Source organism: Parajatrophihabitans canadensis (assembly GCF_053764775.1).
In genome coordinates, this window is the sequence record NZ_CM132445.1 from 3,600,342 (window position 1) to 3,612,520 (window position 12,179).

Here is a 12,179-nt window from a genome sequence, read left to right on the forward strand (position 1 = left end):
TCCGGCTACTGCTTTGACGACTACTTCTTCGACGACTACTTCTTCGACGACTACTTCTTCGACGACTCTGGCGACTCGGAGGTTGAGAGCGCGGCGATGAAGGCCTCCTGCGGGACTTCGACCCGACCGACCATCTTCATACGCTTCTTGCCCTCTTTTTGCTTTTCGAGCAACTTGCGTTTACGGGTGATGTCACCGCCGTAGCACTTGGCCAAGACGTCCTTACGTATCGCCCGGATACTCTCGCGTGCGATCACGCGGGAACCGATCGCGGCCTGGATCGGCACCTCGAACTGCTGGCGTGGGATCAGCTCTCGAAGCTTGGTCGTCATCATCGTGCCGTAGGCATAAGCCTTGTCCTTGTGGACGATCGCGGAAAACGCATCGACGGCCTCGCCCTGCAGCAAGATGTCGACCTTCACCAGATCTGCGATTTGCTCGCCGGCCTCTTCATAGTCGAGCGATGCGTACCCACGCGTTCGTGACTTCAGCGCGTCAAAGAAATCAAAGATGATCTCGCCCAGTGGCAAGGTGTAACGCAACTCGACCCGGGTCTCGGAGAGGTAGTCCATCCCCATGAGGTTGCCCCGACGAGTCTGACAGAGCTCCATGATTGCCCCGATGTACTCGCTGGGAGCGATGACCATCGCCTTGACGACCGGCTCGTGGATCTCGGCGATCTTCTGGCCAGAAGGCCAATCAGAAGGATTGGTGACAATGAATTCCCGGCCATCTTCGAGCACGACTCGGTTGACGACGTTCGGCGCGGTTGAGATCAGGTCGAGGCCGAACTCGCGCTCGAGCCGATCACGGGTGATCTCGAGGTGGAGCAAACCCAGGAAACCGCAGCGGAACCCGAATCCGAGGGCACCGGATGATTCGGGCTCGTAAACGAGAGCGGCGTCGTTGAGCCGCAGGCGATCCAGTGCATCACGCAGCAGGGGAAAGTCCGAACCATCGATGGGGAACAGCCCTGAATAGACCATCGGATTCGGATCGCGGTAGCCGCCGAGAGCTTGCGTCGCGGGCTTTGCGGCGTCCGTCACGGTATCGCCGACCTTCGACTGGCGGACGTCTTTCACACCCGTGATCAGATAACCCACCTCGCCAACACCGAGTCCTTGTGAGGGGACCGGCTCCGGCGAGATGACGCCGACTTCCAGCAATTCGTGGGTAGCCCCGGTCGACATCATCTTGATCTTCTGGCGGGGGGTGATCTTGCCGTCGATGACCCGGACGTAGGTGATCACGCCCCGGTAGATGTCATAGACCGAATCGAAGATCATTGCCCGGGCCTGCGCGTTGGCATCCCCGACAGGCGGCGGTACGTCGCGGCAGATGACGTCGAGCAACTGCTCGACGCCTTGTCCCGTTTTAGCCGATACGCGCAGCACATCGTCGGGTTCGCACCCAATGATGTGCGCGATTTCGGCGGCGTACAGATCAGGTTGCGCGGCAGGCAGATCGATCTTGTTCAAGACCGGAATGATCTGCAGGTCGTTTTCCAGAGCCAGGTAGAGATTGGCCAGCGTCTGCGCCTCGATACCCTGAGCCGCATCGACCAGAAGGACCGCGCCCTCGCACGCCGCGAGCGATCGAGAAACTTCGTAGGTGAAGTCGACGTGCCCAGGGGTGTCGATCATGTGCAGCGTGAAGTCTTGGTCGACTGTGGCCGTACCGGTGCCAGCCGGTCCAGCGGACCCTTTCACCCGCCAGGGCATCCTGACGTTCTGCGATTTGATCGTGATGCCGCGTTCGCGCTCGATATCCATCCGGTCGAGATACTGGGCACGCGCCTGCCGTGGATCGACCACTCCGGTGAGTCGCAACATTTGATCAGCCAGAGTCGACTTGCCATGGTCGATGTGGGCGATGATCGAGAAGTTGCGGATACTTTCCGGCGGCGTGTTACCGGGAGGGCTCGGTATAGCGGGCACGGGCTGCTCTCTGCTGAATGGATGTGACTCGCTTCATTCTCCCACGACGGCGGGGCACGTCATCTCGCTCTGCCACGTAGTCCGCCGCTCATCAGCGGATTGCTTCGGTACACCACTCGGTGCGTCGTTGGCCGTCATAGGCGCATCGCCTACACCCACGCGGGGGCGCCTCGATCATGATCGTCGGTCATGATGGTCACATGAGTACACCCAATGCAGACCCCCGCGCGGTCACTGAGTACCGGATACCGGCAACAGCGCTTCGCGCCGGCGACCTTGTCAACACCTCGCCCGGCGGGGACGACGACTGGCAACAAGTGCTCTCCGTTCACACGGCCGAAAGCCCTGGCACCGAACCCGAAGCCGCCGGGCTGATCGGCGATATCGGTGATCGTTACGTGGTCGTACGGTTGACCGACGTCGCACCCGTGGACAGCCCCGTGTACTTCTCCGATGGCACAGCGTTGGCGTATGGCGCCGAGGACACCGATGACAACCCGGTTACCGAGGTTGTCTCCGATGCAGATGCCGTGCGCACCTTTCTTTACACCCGGTACGAACTCGTTACCGTCCGGGCCTAGCGGATCACCTCGGCCGACCTGGCGAGATCATGTCGGCCGAGATTTGGGTGGCAGCTCGCTGCGCTGGTAGTCTGGCGTGGTTGTCTGGCGCCGGCTGATGCTGGCGAATCAGACCCCAAATCAGAGATCCACCCCTTCGGATTAAGGCACAGAGGCAACTTCGTGGCGAACATCAAGTCCCAGATCAAGCGGATCAAGACCAACGAGGCCGCTCGGCTGCGCAACAAGAGCGTCAAGAGCTCGCTGAAGACGGCAATCCGTTCCTTCCGTGAGGCGGCAGAGGCAGGCGACAAGGACAAGGCGTCCACCGCGTTCCTGCACGCCTCACGCCAGCTGGACAAGGCCGTAAGCAAGGGCGTCATCCACGCGAACCAGGCAGCGAACAAGAAGTCGGCGATGGCCCAGCGCTCCAACGCGCTCTAGTTTTCGCAGCAGCAACAGCACGAACTTTCCAGCCCGCATGCTGGCCTGAGTGGCCGGTTTGCGGGCTGCGTGCTGCGTTGTATCGGTGGCCTCAGCCGACCGCACCGCGGATCGCCACGATGCGACGAACGGCAGATTCAAGCGCGTAGTCAGGGTCGGCGGCCGCCCCCTTGACGTCAGCGTTCAAGGCTGCAGCAATCCCAAGGGCTTGGCGAAATCCGTTCTCTGTCCACCCGCGCGCTTGAGATCGAGCTCGCTTGACCTTCCACGGGGGCATGCCCAGGGCAGGCGCCAGCTTGAACGGATCACCCGGGCCAGCTCCGGTCACTCGGGCCACTGAACGGACGCCCTCGGCGATGGCATCGGCGATAAGGACGGGTGGCACGCCGATATTCAGTGCCCACCGCAGACTTGTCAGCGCACCTGCGACATTCCCGACGACGACCTCGTCTGCCACTGCGAATCCGGTGACCTCCGCCCGACCACGGTGATAGGCCGCGACCGCGGTTGCGTCGATGGAGCCACCGGTGTCGCCCACCAGCTGGGCAATCACCGCTGAGATCTCGCGCAGATCGCTGCCCACCGCGTCCAGCAGGGCTGCCGCACCGTCCGCGGTGATCCGGCCCTGGAACCGGCGCACCTCGTTGCGCAGAAAATTCTGGCGATCATCCGGCCTGGTCAGCTTGGCGCAGCTGATCTCCTCCGGCTTGGCCTTACGTAGCTGATCGAGCACGGCTTTGCCCTTGGCGCCGCCGAGATGTTGTACGACGATCTTCGTCTCCGAGTCGGTGTCGAGCAGCATCGGAAGGACGCTCGCGCCGACCGCTACCGGCAGGTCCTGTGCGGACCGGAGGAGTATCAGCCTCGGGCCGCCGAACAGCGATGGACTGAGAACCTGGATCATCTCCACCGGGTCGACCTGGGAGGCCTCGAGGTCGTGCACTTCGGCGTCCGGATGTGCATTCAGCAGATCTCGGCGCAGATCGTCCAGGGCGCGGCTGACCAGAAACTCTTCGTCTCCGACGACGAGTGTCAGGGTCGCAATCTCGGCGGCGGGTGGCACGCGCTTATCGTCGCACAACCCTGCGACTACAGGCTGGGCGCGCGGACCTCGGTGACCAGAGCGCCGTGCTCATCCACAATCGCCAGGTCACCCTCGGTGTCTGTTCGGTGGACGGGCACACCCTCTTTGTTCAACTCGGCAATTAGCAACGGCGACGGATGGCCGTAGTCGTTGTTCAGGCCCACGGAGATCAAGGCCACGGACGGGTGCACTGCGCGCAGAAAGGCGGGATCGGAATACGCGCTCTACTGGTTGTCGGGACTACCAGCAAATAGCATTAGCTTGGAAGTGATCAATGACCGCCTGGGGCTTACAAACCCGATACCTTGGACTCGACGAGTCTCGACCGGCTTTTACGGCCACTGTGCGACCCGAGCCGTGACGACAAAGGGCAGACAACGGTTGTCATCCAGACGGCGCTGCGCTGGCGGATCGGAATCCTGCGTAGTCGGATTCTCAGGGCGGCGATAACACTCGGCTCGGGCCTCACGATAGTGCTGATGCGCTAGACCCACAGGTGGAATCACAGCCGGCCGCCAGGCAACCCCTGCGGATCTGCATTGATCGCGCTCAACGATCATCAGGGCACGAAACGGATGTTTGCGTATCTCTGCTCGCCTGGACATCGGTCATCCGCGAGGGATGAGGGAAGTTGCGTGATCTTCGGTGAGGCTGGGTAGGTCGGCGACCGTGGCAGGAACGTCGTAGCGCGCTGTTTGAGTCGATCCTGGGAGTTGCCGTGTGTGCTCAAGAGGTCTTGCCGTTTCCGCCGACCCCGTCTGCGAGTGTGGCTGGGCGGACGATGCAGGAATCGACCTATGAGCAGCGGGTCCAGCCGCGCAGGCTTCCGGAGGATGCGCCGAATATTTTGATTGTTCTGATCGACGACGCGGGCCCGGGGCTACCGAGTACATACGGCGGCGAGGTTACGACGGATACGCTAAGCAGGATCCATAACGAGGGGATCGGTTACAACCGGTTTCACACGACAGCGATGTGTTCACCGACCCGGGCGTCATTGCTGAGCGGCCGTAATCATCACCGGATCGGCAACGGTCAGATCGCGGAACTGGCAAATGATTGGGACGGCTATGCCGGTGAGATCCCGAAGAGCAGCGCGCTGGGCGCTGAGGTCTTAAAGAATTATGGGTATGCGACGGCGGCGTTCGGGAAGTGGCACAACACTCCAGCGTTGGAGACGAGCGCCGCTGGTCCTTTTCACAACTGGCCCACCGGAAACGGCTTCGAATACTTCTACGGTTTCCTGGCCGGTGAGGCTTCGCAGTACGAGCCGAACCTGGTCCGTAACACAACGGTGGTGTTGCCGCCTAAGTCGCCTGAGGAGGGGTATCACCTCAGCGAAGACCTTGCCGACGACGCGATCGGCTGGCTTCACCGGCACAAAGCCTTCGAACCAGACAAGCCCTTTTTCATGTACTGGGCCACGGGTTGTTTGCATGGCCCTCATCACGTGATGAAGGAATGGGCAGACAAGTACGTGGGCAAATTCGACGACGGGTGGGATGCCTACCGTGAAAGGGTCTTCCACCGAGCGAAGGAAGCTGGCTGGATCCCGCCGGAAACGCAACTGACTGCGCGCGACCCGAACATGACGGCGTGGGACGACATCCCCGAAGCAGAACGGCCGTTCCAACGACGGCTCATGGAAGTCGCCGCCGGGTTCGCAGAACACGCCGACGTTCAGGCGGGCAGGTTACTCGATGAACTAGAGAACCTTGGCTACCGCGATAACACTCTCGTTTTCTACATCTGGGGCGACAATGGGTCCTCCGGTGAGGGGCAGAACGGCACCATCAGCGAACTGGTCGCCCAGAACGGAATCCCGACCACCGTAGACATGCACATTAGGGCGTTGGACGAAATGGGCGGCCTCGATGTGCTGGGCTCGCCAAGGGTCGACAACCAGTACCACGCCGCCTGGGCGTGGGCTGGGAGTACTCCGTACAAGGGGTTGAAGTTGCTCGCCTCGCATCTGGGCGGAACCCGCAACCCGATGGCCATCCGCTGGCCCGGCAAGATCACCCCCGATGCGACTCCGCGACCTCAATTCACTCACTGCAATGACATCGTGCCGACGATCTACGAACTGCTCGGCATCACTCCGCCGAGAGTGGTCAACGGCATCCCGCAAGACCCGATCGACGGCATCAGCTTCGCCTACACCTTCGACCAGCCCGACGCGCCAGGACGGAAGAAGACCCAATACTTCGAGATCATGGGCAGCCGCGCGATCTACCACGATGGCTGGATGGCGTCCGCGTTCGGACCCCGAATCCCCTGGGTGCCAGGATCGCCACCCGGTATCAAGGACTGGACACCCGATCAGGACCAGTGGGAGCTCTACAACCTCGATGAAGACTGGTCCCAAGCCCACGACCTCGCCGCAGACCTGCCGGACAAGCTCGCGCAAATGAAAGAAACCTTTGCGATTGAAGCAGCGAAGAACAGCGTTTACCCAGTCGGCGGCGGCCTATGGATCATCACGCTGCATCCCGAACTCCGGATCTCGACCCCTTACCGCGAGTGGAACTTCACCGGCGACATCGTCCGCATGCCGGAATTCTGCGCCCCGGCCCTGGGCAACCGGGCCAACGTGGTTAGCATCGACGCTGAAATCCCGGACGACGCCAGCGGCGTGCTGTACGCCCTCGGCGGCGCAGGTGGCGGCTTGACCTGCTACGTCGAGGACGGCTATCTCTGCTATGAGTACAACCTGTTCCTCTTGATGCGAACAAAGATCCGCTCCCCTAGGCGAATCCCTCTCGGTGCAGCAAACATTCAAATCGAAACCGTGTATGCCGAGGCCAAGCCCGGCGGCCCGCTCACTATCACTCTGACAGCAAACGGACAGGATTATGGCAGCGGATCGGTCCCCGTAAGTGCGCCACTGCTGTTCAGCGCCAACGACTGTCTCGACATCGGCACCTGCCTCGGCGGCCCGGTATCCCCGGACTATTACGACCGCGCACCGTTCCCGTTCACCGGAACGATCAAGAACGTCAACGTCCGCTACCTGACATAAGACAATCTTCGACCACGCGCGGACCCGCCCGGAACTCGGCATGAGTGAGATGTGGTGGCCTAGCGCATAGTCGAGCGCCGATCGGCAGCTTGAGCGAACACCTCGCTCACCCGGATATCGGTAAGTAGGTCCCCCGCGAGGGCGGCATCACGTTCAGCTCGGCGGAATCACGAGCTAATCGGTCAGAGACAGAATCGACTGTTTGGTCCATGAAATGGAGTCCAACTTACTGCTTAACTGCGTAATAGAGGACAGGGGATTAACAACCCCGCCGATACAGGCAACGCAGCAGCCGAGGCAGCGGCTACGTTGAGCTTTCGCTTTATCCCACCTTGACGAAAAGAAAGTGTGCCGTTGTCATTCGTGCCTGACGGGGGCATGACATCAGATGACTGGTTGATGGTGGTGGCCTTCGGAGCGCCGCGAACCGTGACAGACGCGAATGCTTACGTCTTCGCAAACGGTACCAGTTAGGAGACGCACAACCCTGCGACTACAGGCTGGGCGCGCGGACCTCGGTGACCAGAGCGCCGTGCTCATCCACAATCGCCAGGTCACCCTCGGTGTCTGTTCGGTGGACGGGCACACCCTCTTTGTTCAACTCGGCAATCAGCAACGGCGACGGATGGCCGTAGTCGTTGTTCAGGCCCACGGAGATCAAGGCCACGGACGGGTGCACTGCGCGCAGAAAGGCGGGATCGGAATACGCGCTCTACTGCTTAGTCCAACTACCCGTAAATAAGGAGCATGCTATGGCTGCCACAACAGGGAACCGTCCGCCTCGCGTTTCATTCACCGTCGAGACCGACGAGGCCTACCGCCGCCGACGACTCAATTGCCGAATCCGTACAGTCGCGGCGCACCTCTCGGCCTCCTGCGCCGGGGCACTGATAGCCCTCATGATTGCGCACTTCGCGAGCTAGGGAACTAACCCGACAAATTTTGATTTATTAGACCGAGTAGCGACCGCTAGCCAGTCCCAGGCGAAACGCAAGAACCGCCCACCACCTCATGTTAAGGCGGCGGGCGGTTCTGTATCAGGGTGTGTAGCGAGGTCGTAGAGCACTCTGCCGTTGCCTGCGACCTCGGCGGCGAACAGTGTCGTTCGACTGGCTACGAGGGTGCCCGCGTCATTCCGAACGGCAATCTCGGCGGCTTGCTGCCGATGCCGTTGCAGTTCATCGAGTCGGCTCGGCGACATTTCGCTTTGGGATGCGAGCACGAGCACGATCTCGCCCGTGCAGAGAGTGAATGCATCTACTGGCGTCGAGTCCTCTAACCCGGCCGTGCCTAGGTCGGGGTGCGCGATGATTACATGGATTCCGGTTATCCAACCTGCGGGCGCGGGCCGTATCCATGCGATCTTCGGCGACGTCTGCGGATCGCCTGGCACGTCGATCACGTCCTCGGACGGTGTCCAGATCGAGAACGCAGTAGTCCAACCGATCGCGTTTGGCTCAGGTCGATTCCATGTGTCAAGGAACCGGCTATCTGCGCCAAAGACCGCCTTGGCGACCTCGTTCGTCGTCAGCGCATGGTGCCATTGCCCGGACGCATGAAAGCTGTAATGGTGACCGCGTACTTGCCGGTTCGCGAGGTAGACGTCGGGCGTCGAACGGTTCGCCCATTTGCGCCATACAGCGCCGCGATGGCCCGGGCCGCCAATGCCGACACGACATATTCCGCCAGGCCCTGAGATGTCATAACGCGAGGCGTTGCCCGCGGCGTCGGTCATCGTCATGTAGGCCGGAGGCGGGCTACTATCCACCGGTAAATAGTGCCACGGCGAGGCGCACGGCCCCGGCGCGACGCCCCGATACGCTCGCCTCATGGCGCGTGATCACTATTTACCTGCCGCATTCATCGGGAGATTCTCCGACGACACAGCTGGCGCAAGGCGCGACAGGCAAATCTTCGTGCGCCGTCGCGACCAGACCGAAGTGTTCAGCACGACGCCGTCAAAAATCGCCCGCGTTCACGACCTCTACACAATGTCGAAGGACGACGGTCCGCCAGACTCGGTCGACGAGATTTGGCAGGCATATGAGTCCAAGATCGGCCCGGCGCTCGATGACCTTTGCAATGGGAAGGGCATTAGTCTCAATGTTTGGCTACGAGTGCTCGTCCCCTTTATAACCAGCAAATTTGTGCGCGGAAAGGACTTCGACGAGCGATTCCGGAGGCGCCCCGTCATCCAAACGCTCCAAGGCACGTCGGTCGTGGAGCAGGACTTCAACCGCGCGCGAATGATGGAACTACAGCGACTGCTAGCGCCGGTCATGGCGGCACGCTGGGTTGTCATCCACAAGACCGGAGGCGCGCCTTTTCTCTGCAATGACCTCGGCCTTTCAGCGACATCTGATCCGAGCACCGGCGCGCAGGGTTGGGCGGTCCCCCTCGGGCCTAACGATGCGCTCGGCATATTCCCCCGGCGTCAACGAACCATCGCACGCTGGGGCGCGATGGGTTGGACCGCCGAAATTGACCACCGTGATCTGCCGAGAGTCGAGGTCGGTAGCCATAATCAGGCACTGGCAATTGTCACGACCGAGTTCATGTTCGGGTCGAGCTCACGCGAACTCCGACGTGCGGCATCCTTCTATCCGGACGCCCGGCCCAACCCCGAGCTGACGATGGAACGCTGGCCACAAAACCACCGACTGCGGCTTGTTCACGAGTACGAGTGGCATCGCCTCGTCACCGCCAGCGTGAAACCGTTCGCCGCGCTCTCAAAGATGCGAAAGCCGTTTCAGCGAATCACGCCGGATGTGCTCGCACGTGGCTGGCATCCGGTGATGATTCTGTCCGTCAACCTGCCCGAGTTCCTGACCGGGCTGTCGTTGAATGGTGAGTCAATTCGCCTTGATCTGCACGATGTTCCCGGCTTCACCGATTCGCTCGGCCCACCCCCGTGGATGCAGGACACACGGGCGGCCTGGCACCAGCCGCCCGTTGCGCGCCAAGGCTCCTAGGTTCTTAAAACAGGGGCAGATCAGCACCTAGGAGCAATTTGCGGGCCGAATCTGGGAACCCGTACATGTAGGCGAACGCTATGCCGCTAGTAGGTTTCGTGGCGAGGCGAAGGGGCCTGCCCCCACCCCGTCGCCAGACGGCCAACTAGCCGACTTCCCGAGCGCCTCGCAGGTCTGAGTTCTCGGAGATACCCGGTTCGGTGCACAATTGCGTGGCGCATAGAAACGCTCACGAAGCATGACAGTGGCATGAGCAGAGGCTTGCGGAGTGTTCGCAAGCTTCGATCAGATCTCAAGCTATCGCTCGGCAAAGGCGATCGCTAGGCGAAAGCAGCGTCGCCTTGAGACCACCACTTCTCCCCTATAGCGGGGGAACGGCCCTTCGGGGTACGAGGCGATACGGCCCTTGCCTTCTCAATTTGCACCTCCGCAGGAACGGAGCGATACCTCCTGGCGTCAGCTACCCAATTCGCGTCATGCCATTTTATCGTCGCAATAACGAGCCGGAGTTCGCTAATTGCCTTGGCCGACGATCGCATTATTTCTTGGTCGTCGAATTCCATCAGCCCGCGAATCCAAAGGGTCTCGGCTAGGTACGACTTCTCGGAGGGATCCAACAAAGCCAGAAATTCTATGTGATCCCATGCATCCGGGGATCCGCCGATTGGCGTAGTTACATCGCGACTCATAGCTGCAATGTGCCGTACATACGTCTGCCCCACTTGGAAGCGGGCGGCGGCGACACGGAACTCGGCCTGATAAGGTCCCCAATGCGAAAGATTCGCAACCCACCGTATCGATTCGACTCCGGGCTCACCATGAAGGTAGGAACCCGTGTACGACGTGAGGTGATGATAAGGCAGAAGTTCAGCCGACTGCTGGGACCTGCGCGCTAAGGTCGCCCTACGACCTGCGGGCGGATCACTGGATGCAGGGCCACCCGTTCCGTCGCGGGTCAAGAGTTGCTCTAGCTCGCCAAGCGATGCCAGCAGGCTTTCGGCACCCAACGCTGTCTCCCGGTACGCCGCGGCAACTGACGCGTCCACTTGCTTGCGTTCCCGCATGGTCAAGGCGCATAGCACAGCCGCACCGATCGCGCCGACTGCGGCAACTATCGCTGTTAGCATGGCGTTAGCCTACAGCGTCGGCACAAATTTTGAGTCTCCTGTGCTAGGTACCCAGTCGGTCACGCACTACCTCCATGGTTCGCCCGAGGGATGCGAGCTCTTGGGTCATCGCCTGAGAGTGTTCGGCCTGCGTTTCGATGAACGTGCGCAGGAGAGTCGTGATGACCTTCGACTCACCTCGAGCATTCTCTAACATTTGATTGACTGGCTGCTGGGCAACTTCGATAGTGGTCCGTATGTTACTGCCTCGCTCTTTGCTGTCGAGGTATGTAAGGAACGCGATACCAACAGTCGCGGCGATGCTGACGATCGTAACGATCTCTTCGCCGTTAAGCGCCATCAGATCACAACGCTTCCTCGGCAGACGCGGGCGCTTGATCGTCTCCCGAGTGTTTCGAAGCCGCGACCGGTTCTAGATTGAGCTGGCTATCTTCCGCGAGGAGCTCGGCCTGGAGCGTTCCACTTACAGTGGTGTACTGCCTGCGTACGCGGTCCACTGCCTCGCTCAGCCCATCTAGAGTGGCCTCGCTAATCCCGACGGTGATCGAATTAACGCCCGCGACAGGCTCGTCGAACGCCAACTGCATTGTGATCATCGGTACAAGCTCTGTCTTGTCATTAGTCTCAAAATCTACCGCGCGGAAATCAAGATCCAAGTTCAGAACCTCAACCTGCGGATGAGCGAACGCGCGAAGCCGAGATATTTGTCGACGCCGCTCAAACATCGGTCGGGTTTCAAGCAGCGCGGACAACGCGGCGAGCCCCGGCGCAACGCCGAGATCTTCGCTCTCGTCCCGAGCTAGCGACGTGACGTCCTCTACGACTTCACTTACGCTCGAATCGCGAGCCGCGTCGTACATGGTCCGAAGCGCTTGGAGGGCGAGCCAGTCATCGGTCCCGGGCTCGACGCCTTCAACGGTGAGATCCCGGCTCAGCACCAACTCATCGAGCATGGCGGTCGGCAACTTTAGCAATCGGATGGCTGATCGCTTGAACGTGGGTGCGAGCCAGAGTTCACGAATAGCCGACACCT

10 protein-coding genes are annotated in these 12,179 nt (G+C 60.9%); 4 read left to right on the plus strand and 6 right to left on the minus strand.

Going from position 1 to position 12,179, the window contains the following annotated elements:
• Positions 1-50: 50 nt before the first annotated feature.
• On the minus strand, positions 51-1,937 hold the full coding sequence (gene lepA / locus ACSMXN_RS17385; RefSeq protein WP_022913070.1) for a translation elongation factor 4: 1,887 nt from the start codon (positions 1,935-1,937) through the stop codon (positions 51-53).
• Positions 1,938-2,137: 200 nt separating this feature from the next.
• Here lepA and ACSMXN_RS17390 point away from each other — a divergent pair, with 200 nt between their 5' ends.
• On the plus strand, positions 2,138-2,518 hold the full coding sequence (locus tag ACSMXN_RS17390; RefSeq protein ID WP_155958344.1) for a hypothetical protein: 381 nt from the start codon (positions 2,138-2,140) through the stop codon (positions 2,516-2,518).
• Between the two features lie 162 nt (positions 2,519-2,680).
• On the plus strand, positions 2,681-2,941 hold the full coding sequence (gene rpsT / locus ACSMXN_RS17395; protein WP_022913072.1) for a 30S ribosomal protein S20: 261 nt from the start codon (positions 2,681-2,683) through the stop codon (positions 2,939-2,941).
• A 91-nt stretch (positions 2,942-3,032) separates the two neighbouring features.
• Here rpsT and holA read toward each other — a convergent pair whose 3' ends face one another.
• Together holA and ACSMXN_RS17405 are read right to left on the minus strand one after the other, a co-directional pair.
• Positions 3,033-4,004, minus strand: coding sequence for a DNA polymerase III subunit delta (gene holA / locus ACSMXN_RS17400; protein WP_022913073.1), 972 nt, complete (start codon positions 4,002-4,004; stop codon positions 3,033-3,035).
• Positions 4,005-4,030: 26 nt separating this feature from the next.
• The gene (locus ACSMXN_RS17405; protein ID WP_022913077.1) at positions 4,031-4,204 is read right to left on the minus strand and encodes a hypothetical protein; all 174 of its coding nucleotides are present in this window, start codon (positions 4,202-4,204) and stop codon (positions 4,031-4,033) included.
• 512 nt (positions 4,205-4,716) lie between these two features.
• On the opposite strand from ACSMXN_RS17405, the gene ACSMXN_RS17410 reads away from it, so the two are divergent.
• A complete protein-coding gene (locus tag ACSMXN_RS17410; RefSeq protein ID WP_051148855.1) occupies positions 4,717-7,047 on the plus strand; it encodes an arylsulfatase in 2,331 nt (776 codons plus the stop codon).
• A 493-nt stretch (positions 7,048-7,540) separates the two neighbouring features.
• On the opposite strand, the gene ACSMXN_RS17415 is transcribed toward ACSMXN_RS17410, so the two are convergent.
• Complete coding sequence (locus ACSMXN_RS17415) at positions 7,541-7,714, minus strand: hypothetical protein (protein WP_022913077.1); 174 nt, start codon at positions 7,712-7,714, stop codon at positions 7,541-7,543.
• Between the two features lie 342 nt (positions 7,715-8,056).
• Positions 8,057-8,815, minus strand: a complete 759-nt coding sequence (locus ACSMXN_RS17420) for a hypothetical protein (protein ID WP_155958345.1) — start codon at positions 8,813-8,815, stop codon at positions 8,057-8,059.
• A 61-nt stretch (positions 8,816-8,876) separates the two neighbouring features.
• Here ACSMXN_RS17420 and ACSMXN_RS17425 point away from each other — a divergent pair, with 61 nt between their 5' ends.
• Positions 8,877-10,019, plus strand: a complete 1,143-nt coding sequence (locus tag ACSMXN_RS17425) for a DUF4238 domain-containing protein (protein ID WP_022913079.1) — start codon at positions 8,877-8,879, stop codon at positions 10,017-10,019.
• A gap of 1,471 nt (positions 10,020-11,490) precedes the next feature.
• On the opposite strand, the gene ACSMXN_RS17430 is transcribed toward ACSMXN_RS17425, so the two are convergent.
• A complete protein-coding gene (locus tag ACSMXN_RS17430) occupies positions 11,491-12,177 on the minus strand; it encodes a hypothetical protein (RefSeq protein ID WP_022913082.1) in 687 nt (228 codons plus the stop codon).
• Positions 12,178-12,179 lie beyond the last annotated feature (2 nt).

Excerpts from the sequence above, each read along its gene's own strand:
- ACSMXN_RS17390 (WP_155958344.1), top strand. The coding sequence starts at position 2,138 with ATGAGTACACCCAATGCAGACCCCCGCGCGGTCACTGAGTACCGGATA.
- ACSMXN_RS17425 (WP_022913079.1), top strand. The coding sequence starts at position 8,877 with ATGGCGCGTGATCACTATTTACCTGCCGCATTCATCGGGAGATTCTCC.